Annotated in this window: 19 protein-coding genes, 1 other RNA gene and 1 riboswitch; of the genes, 10 read left to right on the top strand and 10 right to left on the bottom strand. The window is 68.7% G+C overall.

Annotated features, from left to right (window positions below):
* Positions 1-16 precede the first annotated feature (16 nt).
* Positions 17-1,333 (top strand): sulfate adenylyltransferase subunit 1, encoded by a 1,317-nt coding sequence (locus WS57_RS31160; RefSeq protein ID WP_069245271.1) that lies wholly within the window; start codon positions 17-19, stop codon positions 1,331-1,333.
* Positions 1,334-1,404: 71 nt separating this feature from the next.
* On the top strand, positions 1,405-2,154 hold the full coding sequence (gene cobA / locus WS57_RS31155) for a uroporphyrinogen-III C-methyltransferase (protein WP_059514889.1): 750 nt from the start codon (positions 1,405-1,407) through the stop codon (positions 2,152-2,154).
* A gap of 73 nt (positions 2,155-2,227) precedes the next feature.
* On the opposite strand, the gene WS57_RS31150 is transcribed toward cobA, so the two are convergent.
* Genes WS57_RS31150 through lptF form a run of 3 tightly spaced genes read right to left on the bottom strand, consistent with a single transcriptional unit; the run spans position 2,228 to position 4,895 of the window.
* A complete protein-coding gene (locus WS57_RS31150; protein WP_009689190.1) occupies positions 2,228-2,623 on the bottom strand; it encodes a sirohydrochlorin chelatase in 396 nt (131 codons plus the stop codon).
* Between the two features lie 28 nt (positions 2,624-2,651).
* Positions 2,652-3,800 carry an LPS export ABC transporter permease LptG gene (lptG, locus tag WS57_RS31145; protein WP_009689189.1) on the bottom strand — a complete coding sequence of 383 codons (1,149 nt, stop codon included), beginning with the start codon at positions 3,798-3,800 and terminating at the stop codon, positions 2,652-2,654.
* 3 nt (positions 3,801-3,803) lie between these two features.
* Complete coding sequence (gene lptF / locus WS57_RS31140; protein ID WP_009689188.1) at positions 3,804-4,895, bottom strand: LPS export ABC transporter permease LptF; 1,092 nt, start codon at positions 4,893-4,895, stop codon at positions 3,804-3,806.
* Positions 4,896-5,017: 122 nt separating this feature from the next.
* On the opposite strand from lptF, the gene WS57_RS31135 reads away from it, so the two are divergent.
* The 3 genes from WS57_RS31135 (at position 5,018) to WS57_RS31125 (ending at position 7,928) form a co-directional block, all read left to right on the top strand.
* A complete protein-coding gene (locus WS57_RS31135; RefSeq protein WP_009689187.1) occupies positions 5,018-6,529 on the top strand; it encodes a leucyl aminopeptidase in 1,512 nt (503 codons plus the stop codon).
* 34 nt (positions 6,530-6,563) lie between these two features.
* Complete coding sequence (locus WS57_RS31130) at positions 6,564-6,980, top strand: DNA polymerase III subunit chi (RefSeq protein ID WP_009689186.1); 417 nt, start codon at positions 6,564-6,566, stop codon at positions 6,978-6,980.
* Between the two features lie 129 nt (positions 6,981-7,109).
* A complete protein-coding gene (locus WS57_RS31125; protein WP_059514891.1) occupies positions 7,110-7,928 on the top strand; it encodes a DUF2486 family protein in 819 nt (272 codons plus the stop codon).
* 124 nt (positions 7,929-8,052) lie between these two features.
* Here the strand turns inward: WS57_RS31125 and WS57_RS31120 are convergent, their stop codons facing one another.
* Together WS57_RS31120 and ilvD are read right to left on the bottom strand one after the other, a co-directional pair.
* A complete protein-coding gene (locus tag WS57_RS31120; RefSeq protein ID WP_040128981.1) occupies positions 8,053-8,379 on the bottom strand; it encodes a c-type cytochrome in 327 nt (108 codons plus the stop codon).
* A gap of 123 nt (positions 8,380-8,502) precedes the next feature.
* Positions 8,503-10,176, bottom strand: coding sequence for a dihydroxy-acid dehydratase (ilvD, locus tag WS57_RS31115; RefSeq protein WP_009695736.1), 1,674 nt, complete (start codon positions 10,174-10,176; stop codon positions 8,503-8,505).
* 146 nt (positions 10,177-10,322) lie between these two features.
* Here ilvD and WS57_RS31110 point away from each other — a divergent pair, with 146 nt between their 5' ends.
* On the top strand, positions 10,323-11,237 hold the full coding sequence (locus tag WS57_RS31110; RefSeq protein WP_059514893.1) for a LysR substrate-binding domain-containing protein: 915 nt from the start codon (positions 10,323-10,325) through the stop codon (positions 11,235-11,237).
* A gap of 80 nt (positions 11,238-11,317) precedes the next feature.
* Positions 11,318-12,208, top strand: a complete 891-nt coding sequence (lgt, locus tag WS57_RS31105) for a prolipoprotein diacylglyceryl transferase (protein WP_009692312.1) — start codon at positions 11,318-11,320, stop codon at positions 12,206-12,208.
* Positions 12,209-12,321: 113 nt separating this feature from the next.
* On the opposite strand, the gene WS57_RS31100 is transcribed toward lgt, so the two are convergent.
* The 5 genes from WS57_RS31100 to WS57_RS31080 all read right to left on the bottom strand — a co-directional run bounded on the left by WS57_RS31100 (position 12,322) and on the right by WS57_RS31080 (position 14,772).
* Positions 12,322-13,062: an SIMPL domain-containing protein gene (locus tag WS57_RS31100; RefSeq protein WP_009692313.1), complete on the bottom strand. Its 741-nt coding sequence runs from the start codon at positions 13,060-13,062 to the stop codon at positions 12,322-12,324.
* A 179-nt stretch (positions 13,063-13,241) separates the two neighbouring features.
* Positions 13,242-13,703, bottom strand: coding sequence for an EVE domain-containing protein (locus WS57_RS31095; RefSeq protein ID WP_059604674.1), 462 nt, complete (start codon positions 13,701-13,703; stop codon positions 13,242-13,244).
* Positions 13,704-13,838: 135 nt separating this feature from the next.
* Positions 13,839-14,020: non-coding RNA, 6S RNA (gene ssrS, locus WS57_RS31090), on the bottom strand.
* A gap of 90 nt (positions 14,021-14,110) precedes the next feature.
* On the bottom strand, positions 14,111-14,425 hold the full coding sequence (locus tag WS57_RS31085) for a cell division protein ZapA (protein WP_009692315.1): 315 nt from the start codon (positions 14,423-14,425) through the stop codon (positions 14,111-14,113).
* On the bottom strand, positions 14,422-14,772 hold the full coding sequence (locus tag WS57_RS31080; protein WP_009692316.1) for a hypothetical protein: 351 nt from the start codon (positions 14,770-14,772) through the stop codon (positions 14,422-14,424). Before WS57_RS31080 ends, WS57_RS31085 begins: the two co-directional genes overlap by 4 nt.
* Positions 14,773-14,938: 166 nt before the next feature.
* Positions 14,939-15,191, top strand: a riboswitch (cobalamin riboswitch).
* Positions 15,192-15,254: 63 nt separating this feature from the next.
* On the opposite strand from WS57_RS31080, the gene WS57_RS37425 reads away from it, so the two are divergent.
* From WS57_RS37425 to WS57_RS31070, 3 genes are read left to right on the top strand one after another with little or no spacing between them, the layout of a single operon-like run.
* Complete coding sequence (locus WS57_RS37425) at positions 15,255-15,707, top strand: hypothetical protein (protein WP_155741141.1); 453 nt, start codon at positions 15,255-15,257, stop codon at positions 15,705-15,707.
* Positions 15,704-16,717 carry a FecCD family ABC transporter permease gene (locus tag WS57_RS31075; protein ID WP_059514947.1) on the top strand — a complete coding sequence of 338 codons (1,014 nt, stop codon included), beginning with the start codon at positions 15,704-15,706 and terminating at the stop codon, positions 16,715-16,717. Before WS57_RS37425 ends, WS57_RS31075 begins: the two co-directional genes overlap by 4 nt.
* Positions 16,714-17,514 carry an ABC transporter ATP-binding protein gene (locus WS57_RS31070; protein WP_059514895.1) on the top strand — a complete coding sequence of 267 codons (801 nt, stop codon included), beginning with the start codon at positions 16,714-16,716 and terminating at the stop codon, positions 17,512-17,514. The genes WS57_RS31075 and WS57_RS31070 overlap by 4 nt, the downstream gene beginning before the upstream one ends.
* The last annotated feature ends 4 nt before the right edge of the window (positions 17,515-17,518 follow it).

Raw genomic sequence — 17,518 nt, 5'->3', positions numbered from 1 at the left:
CGAGGACATTCACATCATGAGCATCATCGAGAACACCGAAGACCTCGGCGTGCTGCGCTTCATCACCGCGGGCAGCGTCGACGACGGCAAGAGCACGCTGATCGGCCGCCTGCTGTACGACAGCAAGGCCGTGCTGTCCGACCAGCTGTCCGCGCTGTCGCGCGCGAAGAACAAGCGCACGGTCGGCGACGAGCTCGACCTCGCGCTGCTGACCGACGGGCTGGAAGCCGAGCGCGAGCAGGGCATCACGATCGACGTCGCGTATCGCTATTTCGCGACCGCCAAGCGCAAGTTCATCATCGCCGACACGCCGGGCCACGAGCAGTACACACGCAACATGGTGACGGGTGCGTCGACCGCGCATGCCGCGATCATCCTGATCGACGCGACGCGCGTGACGGTCGAGAACGGCGTCGCGGAACTGCTGCCGCAAACCAAGCGCCACAGCGCGATCGTCAAGCTGCTCGCGCTGCAACACGTGATCGTCGCGATCAACAAGATGGACCTGGTCGACTACAGCGAGGCGCGCTTCAATGAGATCCGCGACGCCTACGTGACGCTCGCGAAGCAGCTCGGCTTGAGCGACGTGCGCTTCGTGCCGGTGTCGGCGCTGAAGGGCGACAACATCGTCGGCGCGAGCGAGCGCATGCCGTGGTATGCGGGCGAGCCGCTGCTCGACGTGCTCGAATCGCTGCCGGTCGAGACGCAGGCGCACGACGCGCTGCGTTTCCCGGTGCAGTGGGTCGCGCGCCAGGACGGCAGCTCGGCCGACGATTTCCGCGGCTACATGGGCCGCATCGAGTCGGGCGAAGTGAAGGTCGGCGACGCGATCGCCGTGCTGCCGTCGAACCGCACCGCAACGGTCGCCGAGATCGTCGCGCCGGTGCCGGGCGGCACCGCGTCGGTCGCGCACGCGTTCGCGGGCCAGACGGTGACGATCCGCCTCGCGGAAGACGTCGACGTGTCGCGCGGCGACATGTTCGTCACGGCCGCCGAACCGGTGACGCCGGCGAAGAAGCTCGAGGCCGACCTGTGCTGGTTCGACGAAGCGCCGCTGTCGCCGCAGCGCAAGTACCTGCTGAAGCAGACCACCAGCACGGTGTTCGCGAAGATCGGCGGCGTCAAGCAGGTGCTCGACGTGCATACGCTGTCGCACGCGACCGACCGTCAGGACCTGAAGATGAACGACATCGGCCGCGTCGCGCTGACGCTGCAAAAGCCGATCGTCTGCGACACGTACGACGCGCATCCGGGCACCGGCGCGTTCGTGCTGATCGACGAGGCGACGCATCACACGGTCGCGGCCGGCATGATCCGGGCCTACTCGGCGTAACCGGCATACCGCGCCGCTTCGCGGCGGCGCGGGCTGCAGCGGCCGTTTTCGGACCAAGCGAAGTGACTGAAATGGGCAAGGTTTATCTGATCGGAGCAGGGCCGGGCGCGGCCGACCTCATCACGGTTCGCGGCGCGCGGCTGCTCGAACGCGCGGACGTCGTGCTGCACGACGCGCTCGTCGAGCCCGCGATGCTCGACTATGCGCCGCACGCGCGCAGGATCGCGGTCGGCAAGCGCTGCGGGCAGCGCTCGACCGCGCAGCATTTCATCAACAAGCAGATCGTCGACGCGGCGCGCGAGCATGCATGCGTGGTGCGGCTCAAGGGCGGCGATCCGATGCTGTTCGGCCGTGCTGACGAGGAAATGCGCGCGCTCGAAGCGGCCGGCATCGACTACGAGATCGTGCCGGGCATCACCGCGGCGCTTGCCGGCGCCGCGACGCTGAAGCGCTCGCTGACCTTGCGCGGCGTCGCGCGCAGCGTCGCGTTCGCGACGCACAGCCGTGCGCCGGGCAGCGACGAGATTCGCGAAGCCGCACGCGCCGATTCGATGGTCTACTACATGGGCCGCGACAGCGCGCCCGGCATCGCGCAGCAGCTGATCGACGCGGGCCGTGCGCCGGCCACGCCGGTGGCGATCGTCGAGGCGTGCAGCACCGCGCGCGAGCGCACGCTGACGCTCACGCTCGCGCAGATGGCGGCCGGCGACGCGCAGGCGTGGCTCGATCCGGCGCAGCCGAGCCTGCTGATGATCGGCGATGCGTTCGCGGAGCGGGTGCGCGACGTCAAAGAGGGCGATGCGCTGCGGAACGCCGCCTGATCGCGACGTCGTCCGACATGAAAAACGCTGGCGAAGGCCAGCGTTTTTCATTTGAGCGCGACCGTTGCGCGTGTCACGCGTCGTCGCTTCCGAGCTGGTCGAGGCAGTAGCGTGCGATCGCGTCGAGCACGCCGTCGTCTTCGCCGACCGCCGTCGCGCAGCGGATCTCGACGCCCGGATGCGCGGCGCGGCACGCGTCGACCAGTTGCGGCAGGTCGCGGCGCACGTGGCCGCCCTGGCCGAAGAATACCGGCACCACGGTGACATGCGCGCAGCCGGCCGCGGCCTGCGCGGCGACTGCTTCGCCGAGCGAAGGCGTCATCAGTTCGAGGAACGCGAGCGACACGAGCGGCGCGGGGGAGGCGGGCGAGCTGGCGCCGCGCAGCCGCGCGGCGAGCCGCTCGAACGGCTCGGCCCAGCGCGGATCGCGTGCGCCGTGACCGAACAGGACGATGCCGTGCGAACTCATGTCGAAACCTCCGTCGGGTGCGCGGCGCTCAGTGCCGGTCGACCCATTTCAGCGCGAACAGGCCGAGCGCGAGATAGATCAGGCCCGGCGTGGCCGCGGTGAGCGGCGCGGGCCAGGTGTTCAGCGTGCCGATATGCGAGAACAGCGTATTGAGCAGCTGGAAGCTCATCCCGAGCATGATGCCGCCGAACACCTTCACGCCGACCACGCCTGCCCGCGTGTGCAGGTACGCGAACGGCAGCGACAGCACCAGCATCACGAACACCGCGAACGGATACAGCAGCTTGCGCCACAGCGCGATGTCGTAGCGCTGCGTGTCCTGCTGGTTCTCGCGCAAATGCTGGATGTAGCGGAACAGGTTGATGATCGACATGCGCTCCGGCGAGACGAGCAGCACCGACAGGATCTGCGGCGTCAGGTCCGAGCGCAGCCGGTATTCGGGCAGCGTGACCTGCTGCGACCGGTACACGGGATTCAGCGCGTCGGCCGGCTGGCCGGCGATCGGCTTGATCGGCGTCAGCTCGGTCTCGGTGACGCCCTTCAGCAGCCAGTGGCCGGGCGGCTCGTAGCTGCCCTTCTGCGCGATCCGCACGTTCTGCAGCTGGAATTTCGAGTCGAATTCGTAGATCCGCACGTTGCTGATCGTCGAGTCGGGCGACAGGCTGCCGACGTTGACGAAGCGCGTGACCTGCTCGCCGTTCTCGCGGGCCGCGAGCGTGTCCTTCACCCACACGCCCGACTGGAAGTTCGACGACACCGACGCGCCGAGCGCCTGCAGCCGCACGCGTTCGGACAGCTGATCCGCATACGGGCCGACGAACTCGCCGATCAGGTAGGTGACGATCACGAGCGGCACGCCGATCTTCAGCAGCGAGCGCAGCGCCTGGTTGGTCGCGAGGCCCGACACGCGGAAGATCGTGAATTCGGAGTTCGCGGCCATCTGCGCGAACACGTAGATCGCGCTGATCAGCGCGGCGACCGGGATGATCTCGTAGAAGCGCGACGGCGTCTGCAGCGCGACGCGCAGCACCGCGTAGCCGAACTTGTAGTTGCCGTGCCCGACCGAGTTCAGTTCGCTGATCAGGTCGAAGAAGAAGAACAGGCCCGAGAACGCGAACAGGATGAAGACGAACGTGACGTAGATCTGTCGCGCGAAGTACTTTTCATAGAGCCGCATCGATCATGCTCCCGAGCGGCCGAACAGCGCGCGTGTGAACAGCGGACGATTGCGCACGCGCAACCAGAAGATGAATCCGACGATCGCCGCGACGATCAGGTGCAGGCCGAGCAGGCCGACGCCGAACGACATCTTGCCCTGCTCGATCTGCGCCTGCACGACGTTCAGCAGGTTCGAGTACGTGAGGTAGATCAGCACCGCCATCACGAGGTTGATCGTGCGGCTGCGGCGCGGGTTCTGATAGGCGAGCGGGATGCCGAGCACCATCAGGTTGATCGCGATCAGCGGCAGCCCCGCGCGCCACGCGAATTCGGCGAGGTTGTCGCGCGTCGGGTTGCGCAGCAGGTCGAGCGTCGGCGTGCTGTTGGTGGTCGGCACGTTGACGACCGGCGTGCTGGTGATCTTCACGCCGTAGCGCTGGAACTCCATGATCTTGAAGTTCGGCTGACCGGGCGTGCCGTCGTAGCGGCGGCCGTTCTCGAGCACGACGAAGCGGTCGCCGTCGCGGGTCTCGGTGTGACCCGTCTGCGACACGACGACGTTGACCTTGCCGTTCTCGGTCGAGGTCACGAACACGTTCTGCACCTTGCTCTGGTCGGGTGTCATCTTCTCGATGAAGAACACGCGATGGTTCGTCGCCGATTCGCGGAACTGGCCCGGCGCGAGCAGCGAGATTTCGTCGCGCTGCTGGAAGCGCGCCTTGATCATCTTGCTCTGCTGGTTCGACCACGGCCAGCCGACGAACGCGAAGAACGCGATCAGCAGGATGATCGGCGTCGCGAACACGCCGATCGGCTTGATCAGGCGCGTGAGGCTCACGCCGGACGCGAGCCAGACGACCATTTCGGAGTCCCGGTACCACCGGGTGAGCACGAACAGGATCGACACGAACAGCGTGACGACGAGCATCACCGCGAGGTAGCCGATCACGGTCAGGCCGATCAGCACGAGCACGTCGCGCGGATCGATTTCGCCGGACGCGGCATAGCCGACGATGCGGATCATCATCGTCGTGAGCATGATCGTGAGCAGCACCATGAACACGGCGCCAGCCGTATACGCAAGCTCGCGCTGGAGGGAGCGTTCGAAGATCATTCTTGATGAGAAGAGGGCGGGAGGCTGCGCACGCGTGGTGGAGCGCTCGCGCCGCCACGGGAAAAATAGCGGATAATTGCGGCTTTCATCCTTAGCCCAGATTTTATCCGAGGACAAGCGCGATGGACTTTAGCATAAAAGGCTGTGATTGGAGCAAAGGCGAGGCCAAGGGGTTCCTGACCGGGAAGTCCGACTGCATCGTGCTCGGCATCTTCGAGGCGCAGACGCTGTCCGGCGCGGCGCTCGACATCGACACGGCCACCAAGGGACTGATTTCGCGCGTCGTGAAGGCCGGCGACATGGACGGCAAGCGCGGCAAGACGCTGTTCCTGCCCGAAGTGTCGGGCATCGGCGCATCGCGCGTGCTGCTGGTCGGCCTCGGCAAGCAGGATGCTTTCAACCAGAAAGCCTATAACGACGCGGCGACGGCCGCATGGCGCGCGCTGCTCGCGACCAAGGTCGTCCAGGTCACCTTCACGCTCGCGCAACTGCCGGTCGACGAGCGCGGCTCCGACTGGGGCGTGCGCGCGGCGATCCTCGCGCTGCGCAACGAGACCTACCGCTTCACGCAGATGAAGAGCAAGCCGGAACCGGTGTCGCACACGCTCAAGCGCGTCGTGTTCAGCGTCGATCCGGCGGACGAAAAGGCTTCGAAGCTCGCAGTCAAGCAGGCCGTCGCGCTCGCGAACGGGATGGACCTGACGCGCGATCTCGGCAACCTGCCGGGCAACGTCTGCACGCCGACCTATCTCGGCAACACCGCGAAGCAGCTCGCGAAGGATTGGGGCCTGAAGGCCGAGGTCCTCGGCCTCAAGCAGATCCAGGCGCTGAAGATGGGCTCGTTCCTGTCGGTCGCGCGCGCGTCGGTCGAGCCGCCGCAGTTCATCGTGCTGCACTACCAGGGCGCCGCCGCGAAGGCCGCGCCGGTCGTGCTGGTCGGCAAGGGCATCACGTTCGACACGGGCGGCATCTCGCTGAAGCCGGGCGAGGGCATGGACGAGATGAAGTACGACATGTGCGGCGCCGGCTCGGTGCTCGGCACGATGCGTGCGGTCGCCGAGATGGGGCTGAAGCTGAACGTCGTCGCGATCATCCCGACCTGCGAGAACATGCCGGGCGGCAACGCGACGAAGCCGGGCGACGTGGTCACCAGCATGAAGGGCCTGACGATCGAGGTGCTGAACACCGACGCCGAGGGCCGCCTGATCCTGTGCGACGCGCTCACCTACGCGGAGCGCTTCAAGCCGGCGGCGGTGATCGACGTCGCGACGCTGACGGGTGCGTGCATCATTGCGCTCGGCCATCACAACAGCGGGCTGTTCTCGAAGGACGACGCGCTCGCGGGCGAACTGCTCGACGCGTCGCGCGAGGCGAACGACCCGGCATGGCGCCTGCCGCTCGACGACGAGTACCAGGACCAGCTGAAGTCGAATTTCGCGGATCTCGCGAACATCGGCGGGCGTCCGGCCGGCAGCGTGACGGCCGCGTGCTTCCTGTCGCGCTTCACCGAGGCGTACCCGTGGGCGCACCTCGACATCGCCGGCACCGCGTGGAAGAGCGGCGCGGCGAAGGGCGCGACGGGCCGTCCGGTGCCGCTGCTCACGCAGTTCCTGATCGACCGCGCCGGCCAGTGATGGCGGCACGCAAGCTGTTGCAGGTGCGCGGACGATGACGCGGATCGACTTCCACTCGAACGTCGGCGATTCGCTCGCGTACGCGTGCCGGCTGCTGCGCAAGGCCTACCAGGCCGGGCAGCCGGTCGTCGTGCTCGCCGAGCCCGCGCGGCTGCGCGCGCTCGACGAGCGGCTGTGGACGTTCTCGCCGCTCGACTTCATCCCGCATTGCGGCGTCGACAGCGCGCACGCGGCCGGCACGCCGATCGTGCTGGCGGCCGACCTCGACCGCGCGCCGCATCATCATGTGCTGCTGAACCTCGGCGCGGCCGTGCCCGCGCAGTTCGCACGCTTCGAGCGCCTGCTCGAAGTGGTCGGCAATGCGCCGGACGAACTGGCCGCGGGGCGCGAGCGCTACCGCTTCTACCGCGATCGCGGCTACGCGCTGAACAACTACAAGCAGGGCGACTAGCGCGGTGTCCGAGGCGGGGCGGCACCGATGCGCCGCGCTTTCACCTGGAGGCGGCGTTGCGCGGCCTCGCCCGCGCTGCGAGCCGGCATTGCCCACTACACTAGCGGAAACCGTCGACGGAGTGCTGCCGTGACACAAGCCGAATCATCCTCGATCCCGACGCTGACCGACGTGCTGGTGCCGGGCAATCCCGACCGCGCGCGTCCGCCGGCTGCCGGCGCGCCGCAGCCGCACGACGACGCGGCGCTGCCGGTGCTGACCGACGTGATCGCGCCGGGCGGCGGCGCGGCGCCCCCCGTACCGCCTAAAGTCGAAGCCGACCCCGATACCGTCGTGGTCGAGCCGGTGCCGACGCCCGACGTGCCGGCGGTCGAATGGCCGCCGCGCGCCGAGGCCGCGATCCCCAGCGACGCCGATGCGCCGGCCGAGCCGGCCGCCGCGCAGCGTGTCGTCGCCGAACATGCGGCGATGGACGCGCCGCTCGCGTCTGCGCTGGCCGCGGACGCCCTGTCGCCGCATGCCGATCCGACGGCCGCGCACGGGCATGCGCCGCTCGAGCCAGTGTCGGGCGTGCCGCAAACGGCCATATCGGGCGCTGACGGGCCTGCGACCGTTGCCGGCCCCGGAGATGCGGCCATCGGCTCGGAACCGGCCGGCAGGCCGATTTCCGACTCGGCGCAACCCGCCGAAGCCGCGACCGCGCTCACGGCCGAAGACGCGCAGCATATCGCCGAGCGCCTGCGCAATCGTCTGACGAGCTATCTGACCGGCGCGGGGCGCGAAACCATCGAGGCCCGTTGCCGCGACGCGCTGCACGACCATTCGGCGTGGCTGGTCGGCCAGATCACGCGTGAAGTGGCGCTGGCGCTCGAAACGGAAGTGATGGAGTGGGTCCGCGACGCGGTCGACGAGGAGATCGCGCGGCGGCGGGCCGGGAATTCGGGCTGAGCGCGCGCGGCGCGGCGGCGGAAAAGAGGGAAGGCGGGCGACAGTCGGCTTGCCTGCGTGGCGACGAGGGCCGGCCTGCCGTTCGAACGAGGGACGTGTTCCGTCCCCGACAGGTGCTACGGATTCAGCGCAACGACAACACCCACTGCGCAAGCGCATGCGCCTCGGTGCTCGTCAATTGCGTATTGGCCGGCATCGGCACGTTGCCCCAGACGCCGACGCTGCCCTTCACGATCGATTGCGCGAGGTAGTCGCCCGCGTCGCTGCGCGCGGCGTATTTGCCGGCGATGTCGTGGAACGACGGGCCCATCAACGGCTTGCCGACCGCGTGGCACGCCATGCAGTTCTTGCGCTGCGCAAGCGCGAGCCCGTCGGCCTGTTCGGCGTGCGCGGCCGCTGCGCTGCCGGTCAGCAGCGTCGCCAGCAGCGCGCGCAATATCGTCTGTTTCATGCAGTTCTCCGCCGGCGCAACGGCCGGCTTCACGGTCCGCGCATTATAAAAGCAAAGGGAAAACGCGTTTTGCGCGTTCCCCGGTGCGCGCCGTTAAATGGGGCTGCATGACGCCGCGGCCGGTCAGCCGGTCACCGCGCCGCGGTTCGCCGGCCGCGCGAGCGCCGCGTATTTCGCGAGCACGCCGCGCGTGTAGCGGGGCGCCGGCTGCTTCCACGCGGCGCGGCGGCGCGCCAGCTCCGCATCGTCGACGTTCAGCTGCAGCAGCAGCTTATGCGCGTCGATCGTGATTGAGTCGCCTTCCTGCACGAGCGCGATCGTGCCGCCGACGAACGCCTCGGGCGCGACGTGGCCGACCACCATCCCCCAGGTGCCGCCCGAGAAGCGGCCATCGGTGATGAAGCCGACCGATTCGCCGAGCCCCTTGCCGATGATCGCCGAGGTCGGCGCGAGCATTTCCGGCATGCCGGGGCCGCCCTGCGGGCCAAGGTAGCGCAGCACGAGCACGTCGCCCGCGCGGATCTTGTCGCCGAGGATCGCGTCCATCGCGCTCTGCTCGTCGTCGAACACGCGCGCCGGGCCCGTGATCACCGGGTTCTTCAGGCCGGTGATCTTCGCGACCGCGCCGTCCTCGGCGAGATTGCCCTTCAGGATCGCGAGATGGCCCTCCTTGTACAGCGCGCGCTCGATCGGGAAGATCACCTGCTGGTCGGCGCGCGGCACCGACGGCACGTCCTTCAGCTCTTCGGCGATCGTGCGGCCGGTGATCGTGATGCAGTCGCCGTGCAGCAGGCCCGCGTCGAGCAGGATCTTCAGCACCTGCGGAATGCCGCCCGCGCGGTGCAGGTCGGTCGCGACGTACTGGCCGGACGGCTTCAGGTCGCAGATCACCGGCACGCGCTTGCGGATCCGCTCGAAATCGTCGATGGTCCAGTCGACTTCGGCCGCATGCGCGATCGCGAGATAGTGCAGTACCGCATTGGTCGAGCCGCCGGTCGCCATGATCAGCGACACCGCGTTCTCGATCGACTGCTTCGTGATGATGTCGCGCGGCTTCAGGTCGCGCTTCACGGCCTCGACGAGCACGCGCGCGGATTCGGCGGCCGAATCGACCTTTTCCTGATCGGGGTTCGCCATCGTCGACGAGTACATCAGCGACATGCCGAGCGCCTCGAACGACGAACTCATCGTGTTCGCGGTGTACATGCCGCCGCACGAGCCGGAGGTCGGGCACGCGTGCTTCTCGACCCCTTCGAAGTCTTCCTGCGACATCCGGCCCGCGGTGAACTCGCCGACGGCCTCGAACGCCGACACGATCGTCAGGTCGCGTCCCTTCCAGTTGCCGGGGCGGATCGTGCCGCCGTACACGTAGATGCCCGGCACGTTCAGGCGCGCGAGCGCGATCATCCCGCCGGGCATGTTCTTGTCGCAGCCGCCGACCACGACCACGCCGTCCATCCACTGGCCCTGCACGCAGGTCTCGATGCAGTCGGCGATCACCTCGCGCGACACCAGCGAGTACTTCATCCCTTCGGTCCCCATCGACATGCCGTCCGAGATCGTCGGCGTGCCGAAGATCTGCGGGTTCGCGTCGGCCGCCTTGACGGCCGCGACGGCGGCGTCCGACAGGCGCTGCAGCCCCGAGTTGCAAGGCGTGATCGTCGAGTGGCCGTTCGCGATGCCGATCATCGGCTTGTCGAAATCGTCCTCCTGATAGCCGAGGGCGTAATACATCGAGCGGTTCGGCGAGCGGGCCACGCCTTGCGTGATGTGCTTCGAGCGACGGTTGTACGGCATGGGGGACTCCATCGTTGTAGGGGCGACGCCGGCAGGACGCCTGCGACCGGTGCGCCGGTTCGGATGAAGCAAGAATGGCGTTTCGGTTAAGGCCTGTCCAATATATTATTTGTGACCTATTAGGTCGTTTTACGAATGAGTGACGCATGACCGATCCGGTCCCCGACTTGCGCCAGTGGCGCTATTTCGCGACTGTCGCCGACGAGCGCCATTTCGGCCGCGCGGCCGAGCGGCTGTCGATCACGCAGCCGCCGCTGTCGCAGGCGATCCGCGCGCTCGAGGAGGCGCTCGGCGTCGCGCTGTTCGTGCGCACCAAGCGCTCGGTCGCGCTGACGGCGGTCGGCGCGGCGCTGCTGCCCGACGTGCGGCGGCTGCTCGCAGCGGCCGAAGCGCTGCCGCCGCTCGCCAGGCGGCTCGCGCGCGGCGAGGCCGGCTCGCTCGCGCTCGCGTTCGTGTCGACGGCCGACTACGGGCTGCTGCCGTCGCTGCTGCGCGCGTTCGGCGCGCGCTATCCGCAGGTGCGGCTGCAACTCGCGGAGGCGACCAGCGACGTGCAGATCGACGAACTCGTCGCCGGCCGCATCGACGCGGGGCTCGTGATCCCGCCGGTGCCGCCGCGCCACGCGGCCGAACTGTCGTACCTGCCGGTCGTGCGCGAGCCGCTGGTGGTGGCGATGCCGGCGGCGCTGTCCGACGCGCCCGAGCACGAACCCGTGCAGCTCGCCGAGATTGCCGCGCTGCCGCTCGTGATCTTCCCGCGACGTTTGGCGCCCGGCTTTTATGACATCATTACGGGCTGCTATGGCGCGGCGGGGGAAACCCCGCGCATCGGCCAGGAGGCGATCCAGATGCAGACGATCGTCAGCCTCGTGTCGGCCGGCATGGGCGTCGCACTGGTGCCGCAGTCGCTGCGTAACCTGCGGCGCACCGGCGTCGCGTACCGGCCGCTCGCCGGCGAGGCGCCGGTCGTCGAGACGGGCCTCGTCTGGCGCACCGGCGACGTGAGCCCGGTGCTGGCTGGCTTCATCGACGTCGTGCGCGCGCAGTGCGCGGCCGCGTGACGCGAACGATGACGCGCGGGCGCCGTCCAATGCGCGGTGCCGGCGCGCCGCACCGCATTCGAAAACTTCATCGCTAACCCATGATCATTCACCCGAATTTCGACCCCGTTGCGATCCATCTCGGGCCGCTGGCCGTACGCTGGTACGGCCTCATGTATCTCGTCGGCTTCATCGCGGCGATCGTCGTCGGCCGGATCCGCCTGAAGCTGCCGCATGTGGCCGCGCAGGGCTGGACCGCGAAGGACATCGACGACATGATGTTCTACGGCGTGCTCGGCACCGTGCTCGGCGGCCGGCTCGGCTACGTGCTGTTCTACAAGGCCGACTTCTACTTCTCGCATCCGCTCGACGTGTTCAAGGTGTGGGAAGGCGGGATGTCGTTTCACGGTGGCTTTCTCGGCGTGACGCTCGCGATGGTGCTGTTCGCGTGGCAGCGCAAGCGCCACTGGCTGCAGGTCACCGACTTCGTCGCGCCGATGGTGCCGACCGGGCTCGCGGCCGGGCGCCTCGGCAACTTCATCAACGGCGAGCTGTGGGGGCGCGTGACCGATCCGCATGCGCCGTGGGCGATGCTGTTCCCGGGCGCGATGCGCGACGACGCCGCATGGCTGCCGAAGCATCCGGACCTCGTCGAGAAGTGGCATCTCGCCGATGTGTTCATGCAGTACCAGATGCTGCCGCGTCATCCTTCGCAGCTCTACGAAATCGCGCTCGAAGGGATCGTGCTGTTCTTCCTGCTGTTCTTCTTCTCGCGCAAGTCGCGGCCGATGGGCGCGGTGTCCGCGCTGTTCCTGATCGGCTACGGCCTTGCCCGCTTCACGGTCGAGTTCGCGCGCGAACCCGACGACTTCCTCGGCCTGCTCGCGCTCGGGCTGTCGATGGGGCAGTGGCTGTCGCTGCCGATGATCCTCGCGGGCGTCGCGCTGATGGTGTGGGCATATCGCCGCCGCACGGCGAACGCGACCGCATGAGCGAGGCGGCGCCGGTGCGCATGCGCCGGCGCCGCGCATCGATCGCCTCGCGCGTAAACGGCAAACGCCGGCCTGCGGGCCGGCGTTTGCACATGCGGGGCAGCAGTCGTGCGTTACTTCATCTGCACCGATCCGTTGACGGTGACCGACACGGTCGCTTTGCCGCCTTCGACCGAGATCGGCGCGCTCATCTTCGCGCTGTCCATCGGCGCCGCGGCCATCGCCATCATGCGCGGGTAGGGCTGCACGTTGCGGCCGCCGCCGACGTTTACGTCGCGGATCGTGTAGCTGCTGTAGCCGAACGCCTTCGCGGCCTCGTCCGCGCGTGCGCGGAACGACTTGATCGCTTCGGTCGTCAGCTTCTGCTCGGCCGCGCGCTGCGCCTCCGGCGACAGCGAGAACTCGACGTTCGCGACCTGCATCTGGTTCGACAGCTGGCCCGCGAGCTTCGATGCCGCGGCGAAATCGCGCGATTCGAGCACGACCTCGGTGCGGCCGCGCCAGGCGGAGATCTTGCCGTCGCGGTCGGTGCTCGGATAGACGGAGAACGCGCCCGTGTGCGCGGTGACGCCCGACACGCCCTTCGCCTGAGCGAGTGCGGCGTCGGCGCGCTGGTTCAGCGCGGACGTGAGGCTGCCCGGATCCTTCGCCTGCTGTTCGTAGAACAGCGTGATGTGGATGATGTCCTGCGGCACGTCGGCGCTGGCCTGCGACGACAGCGACAGCACGCCGGCCGGCTCCGGGAAGTGCGGGTTCACGGCCTGTGCGTGCGCGGCGGGCGACGCGAGCGTCAGCGCGACGGGAACGGCAGCGGCGAGTGCGAGCGACAGCGCGAGTGCGGATTTCTTGGTCATTGTTGGACTCCTTGTGCGAGGGCGCGCATGCGGATCACGCGTGCGCGACGCGGCATGCCGCGCGACAAAAACGAGCGCCGGCCCGATCGGCCGGCAGCGGTTGCTTAGGCCGCGCAAACGTGCCGCGAGTTCCACGGCGGTGCTGCGAACTGACCGGATTTGACCTTTGGCGCACGCGCCTACTTCATCAGCTTCTCGGTGATGAAGCGCCATTCCGCACGCGTCACGGGCGTGATCGACAAGCGGTTGCCGCGCGCGAGCACGCGCATGTCGGCCAGTTCGTCATGCTCGCGCAGCGCGGCGAGCGGCACCAGCGGCGATTTCTTCACGAAGCGCACGTCGACCAGCAGCCAGCGCGGCGACTCCTGCGACGACTTCGGATCGTAGTACGGGCTCTCGGGATCGAACTGCGTGGGATCGGGGTAGGGGGTCGACGACACTTCGGCGAGGCCGGCGATGCCCGGCTCGGGGCAGCTCGAGTGATAGAACAGCACGCCGTCGCCGATTTTCATCGTGTCGCGCATGAAGTTGCGCGCCTGATAGTTGCGTACGCCCGTCCAGGGCAGCGTGCGTAGCGGTGCGCTCGCGAGATCGTCGATGCTCGCTTCGTCCGGTTCGGACTTCATCAGCCAGTATTGCATGGATCGTAATCGACGCAAGAAGAGGCGGTCTGGAGCGATCGGCGGACAGGACGCGCAACGGCAGGATCGCGCGCTCCGTCCACAGACGGACCCTGAAAAAGGAAACGGCATCGGGACTCGCCCGATGCCGTTGAATAGGCCCCCGCCTTGGCCGCTAGGCCGGCATCCTGAACCTGAGGTTCAGAATTGGTCGCAGTTAGCAGCACTTCGGGTACATCAGACAGAGTGACGCGCGCGCCCGTGCTACAAATTTCCGCAACCGTGCACATGGCATTGGTTCAAGGAATATATGACCTTGGCGAACCAGGCAGGGAAGCTGACTAAACTGTGAAACGGTGAATCGTTGCGTCCAATTTGACCACCGTTGATCGTCGAGATCAAGGGAAATCGGCGCGTCGATTCGAAGCTTACTGCGGCTCGTGCTGTGCGAGCACCGCACCGAGCTGTTCATTCATCTGGCGCATTGTACGCCGGATTTCTTCGGCCGGAAATGCTTCACCGTGCCGCACGCTCGTTTGCAGTCGCAGCAATTCCGATGCGAGCGACAGCGCCGCCATGACCGCGATGCGATCGGTGCCGCGCACCGAACTGTTCGCGCGGATCTTCGACATTTCGGCGTCGACGCGCGCGACGGCCTCGAGCAGCGCTGCTTCGGTCTCGGCCGAGCAGGCGAGACGATAGGCCTGGCCGAGAATCGAGACTTCGATCTGCTTGGTGCTCATGCATGTTCTCCGTGGCTGGCCGCGTCGTCGCCATCGGTGCGCGCCTGCGCATCCAGCAGGTCGAGCTGGTTGTCGGATTGTTCCGCGCTCTTGGTGCGCGGCAGCTTCTCGAGGATCGCGTTCAGTTTGACCTGGGCGTCGTCGATCTTCGCCGACAGCGTGTCGCGCTCGGCTGCGAGCGCATTGCGTTCCTCGCGCAGTTGCGCGAGCTCCGCGCGGACCGTGTCCGCTTCCGCGCGCAATTGCGCGACCTGCTCCTCGAGCGCGAGCCGTTCCGAGTGGTAGCGCTTGTTCAGCGAAATCAGTCGGCCAATATTTTGAGAAAGGGTTTCGAGTTCGTTGAGCATCTGCTGCGTCCTCTAAAGACCCAGCATTTTAGCGCGGAATACCGGGCATTCCGACATCTGTAACGTTTCCAGTCGTAACACCCCCGCTTCTTGTCGCGAATCGGCGTGTTGCGCGGCACATTGCGCACGTCGCGCGAGGCTTTCTTGACGCTCGCGCGGCCCGCTCCTAAACTGGCGCCGCCTCGGTGCACGCGCGTGGCACGCGCGGTTAAACGGGAAGCAGGGCGCGCGCTTTCGCCAGCAAGCCGCCAACCTGCGCTGCCCCCGCAACGGTAAGCGGCCGCGTCGTTCGACGCAGGCCGGCTCGGGCGCGTCCGGCATGCGTTTCGCATGCGGCGCGGGCCACTGCGCGATTTCGCGCGGGAAGGCGAGCCGGTCCGCCGCCAGCCCGGATACCGGCCGGGGCGGGAAGCCCGCACGGGCTTCATGACGCGCGGCCTGCGGGGAGGCAGGATGCGCAGTGCTTGACGGGATTTTCTTCGATGCCGACCCCAATCGTGCGCCGGGCACCGGGCGCGCGCCGCAGCCTTGTCGCTTGCCGCCGTCGTGCGCATCGGCGCGGCTGGATCGCCGATCGTGCTGCGGCGCGCCGTGCCCTGTTCGAAGCGGCGCCGGCGCATCGGTCGCACGCGGTGCGGCCGTTCGCGTCGGGCCGCACCGTGCCGGCTCGACCTGACCGCCGTCCCGACCCGGACGCTTTCCTCTATATTGCGCACAATGCCTGCCGCGCGACCGCGCACGGATCCGGATCCGACGCGATCGCCGACTTCACCGTGCATGCCGGCGCGACGGCGGTTACGCCGGCGTGCATCCCGACACGCCGTTCGACAAGGACTACAAGCTTGCCTATGCCCATCCCCTGCGATGCCGCGATGCCGCTGTCGCGCCCGGCCGGCCGCCGCCGCGCATCGCGCACGGCGCCGCACGTCGCATGAACGCCGCGCGCGCCACGGCGATCTGGACCGCGCTCGCGGCCGTGGTCGCGCTCTTGCTGGTCGCGTCGCTGTCGATCGGCAGCGTGCCGATGTCGCCATGGCAGGCGCTTGCATCGCTCGTGCCGCACGGCGGCGGCGCGGCGGCCCACGACGCGCTGTTCGCCGACATCGTGCGCACCTTGCGCCTGCCGCGCGCGCTCGCGGGCTTTGCGTGCGGCGCACTGCTCGCGCTGGCCGGCGCGCTGCTGCAGGTGCTGCTGCGCAATCCGCTCGCGGAACCGTACGTGCTCGGCGTGTCGGGCGGCGCGGCCGGCTTCGCGCTGGTTGCGATGATCGCGGGCGGCGCATGGTGGCTCGTCGACGCGTCCGCGTTCGCCGGCGCGCTCGTGTCGATCGCGCTCGTGCTCGGGCTCGCGCGCCGCGAGCTGGGGCGCGGCGACGCACGCGACGCGTCGCCGCGGCTGCTGCTCACCGGCGTCGTGATCGCGGCCGGGTGGGGGGCGCTCGTCACGCTGCTGCTGTCGCTCGCGCCCGACGCGCGCCTGCGCGGCATCATCTTCTGGCTGACCGGCGACCTGAACGGCGCAAGCGCGCCGTGGTTCGCCTGGGGCGCGCTGCTGCTGGCGGCCGGCGTCGCGCTGCCGGCCGCGCCGCAACTGAACGTGCTGCTGCGCGGCGATGCGACCGCGCTTGCGCTCGGCGTGCCGGTCGCGCGCTTGCGCGTGCGGATCTATCTCGTCGCGTCGCTGGCCGCCGCCGCCGCGGTGACGACGGCCGGCACGATCGGCTTCGTCGGCCTCGTCGTGCCGCATGCGCTGCGGCTCGCGTTCGGCAACGACCAGCGCATGCTGCTGCCCGCCGCGATGCTCGCGGGCGGCGGCGGCGTGATGGCGGCCGACCTGCTCGCACGCACCGCGATCGCGCCCGCGCAGTTGCCGGTCGGCGTGATGACCGCGCTGATCGGCGTGCCGGTGTTCCTGTGGATGTTGCTGAGGAGACCGATGCGATGACGGCCGCCGCAAAGACGAGCTGCGCGGCGGTCGGCCTGACGCTGCAGGCCGGCGCGCGCACGCTGCTCGACGGCTTCACGCAGGCGTTTCGTCCCGGCGAGATCTGGTGCGTCGCGGGGCCGAACGGCGCCGGCAAGACGACGCTGCTCGCGACGCTCGCGGGCCTGCAGCCGCCGGCCGGCGGCCACGTCGAGATCGACGGGCGGCCGCTGTCCGCGTGGTCGCAGGGGCCGCTCGCGCAGCGGCGCGCGCTGATGCCGCAGCAACTGCACGACGCGTTCAGCGCGACCGTGTTCGACACCGTGCTGCTCAACCGCTTCCCGTATCTCGGCGGCTGGGGCTGGGAGCGCGACGACGATCGCGCGGCGGCCCGTGCGGCGCTCGCGACCTTCGGCCTGGGCGCACTCGCGGCGCGCGACGTGCTGTCGCTGTCGGGCGGCGAGCGGCAGCGCGTCGCACTGGCGGCGACCCTGTGCCAGGATGCGCCGCTGATGCTGCTCGACGAGCCGCTCGCGCATCTCGACCTGCATCACCAGATCGACTGCCTGACCGCGCTGGGCGCATGGCTCGACGCGGGGCCGCGCACCGTGCTGTTCTCGTGTCACGACCTGAATCTCGCGCGACGCTTCGCGACGCATGCGCTGCTGCTCGACGGCCGCGGCCGCGCGTGGGCCGGCCCGGTGCACGACGTGCTGACGCCCGAGCGCGCGAGCGACGCGTTCGGCTATCCGCTCGTGCTGATCCGCGAGCATGGCCGCGATGCGCTGCTGCCCGCGTGGCCCGCGCGGCGATCCTGACGAA

The organism is Burkholderia pseudomultivorans (assembly GCF_001718415.1).
Taxonomy (GTDB): domain Bacteria; phylum Pseudomonadota; class Gammaproteobacteria; order Burkholderiales; family Burkholderiaceae; genus Burkholderia; species Burkholderia pseudomultivorans_A.
The sequence above is the reverse complement of the archived record's forward strand: the minus strand, read 5'-3'. Positions and strand labels throughout refer to the sequence as shown.

Coding starts and splice junctions, on each gene's coding strand:
- WS57_RS31160 (WP_069245271.1), top strand. CDS start 17: ATGAGCATCATCGAGAACACCGAAGACCTCGGCGTGCTGCGCTTCATC.
- cobA (WP_059514889.1), top strand. CDS start 1,405: ATGGGCAAGGTTTATCTGATCGGAGCAGGGCCGGGCGCGGCCGACCTC.
- WS57_RS31150 (WP_009689190.1), bottom strand. CDS start 2,623: ATGAGTTCGCACGGCATCGTCCTGTTCGGTCACGGCGCACGCGATCCG.
- lptG (WP_009689189.1), bottom strand. CDS start 3,800: ATGCGGCTCTATGAAAAGTACTTCGCGCGACAGATCTACGTCACGTTC.
- lptF (WP_009689188.1), bottom strand. CDS start 4,895: ATGATCTTCGAACGCTCCCTCCAGCGCGAGCTTGCGTATACGGCTGGC.
- WS57_RS31135 (WP_009689187.1), top strand. CDS start 5,018: ATGGACTTTAGCATAAAAGGCTGTGATTGGAGCAAAGGCGAGGCCAAG.
- WS57_RS31130 (WP_009689186.1), top strand. CDS start 6,564: ATGACGCGGATCGACTTCCACTCGAACGTCGGCGATTCGCTCGCGTAC.
- WS57_RS31120 (WP_040128981.1), bottom strand. CDS start 8,379: ATGAAACAGACGATATTGCGCGCGCTGCTGGCGACGCTGCTGACCGGC.
- ilvD (WP_009695736.1), bottom strand. CDS start 10,176: ATGCCGTACAACCGTCGCTCGAAGCACATCACGCAAGGCGTGGCCCGC.
- WS57_RS31110 (WP_059514893.1), top strand. CDS start 10,323: ATGACCGATCCGGTCCCCGACTTGCGCCAGTGGCGCTATTTCGCGACT.
- lgt (WP_009692312.1), top strand. CDS start 11,318: ATGATCATTCACCCGAATTTCGACCCCGTTGCGATCCATCTCGGGCCG.
- WS57_RS31100 (WP_009692313.1), bottom strand. CDS start 13,062: ATGACCAAGAAATCCGCACTCGCGCTGTCGCTCGCACTCGCCGCTGCC.
- WS57_RS31095 (WP_059604674.1), bottom strand. CDS start 13,703: ATGCAATACTGGCTGATGAAGTCCGAACCGGACGAAGCGAGCATCGAC.
- WS57_RS31085 (WP_009692315.1), bottom strand. CDS start 14,425: ATGAGCACCAAGCAGATCGAAGTCTCGATTCTCGGCCAGGCCTATCGT.
- WS57_RS31080 (WP_009692316.1), bottom strand. CDS start 14,772: ATGCTCAACGAACTCGAAACCCTTTCTCAAAATATTGGCCGACTGATT.
- WS57_RS37425 (WP_155741141.1), top strand. CDS start 15,255: ATGCCGACCCCAATCGTGCGCCGGGCACCGGGCGCGCGCCGCAGCCTT.
- WS57_RS31075 (WP_059514947.1), top strand. CDS start 15,704: ATGAACGCCGCGCGCGCCACGGCGATCTGGACCGCGCTCGCGGCCGTG.
- WS57_RS31070 (WP_059514895.1), top strand. CDS start 16,714: ATGACGGCCGCCGCAAAGACGAGCTGCGCGGCGGTCGGCCTGACGCTG.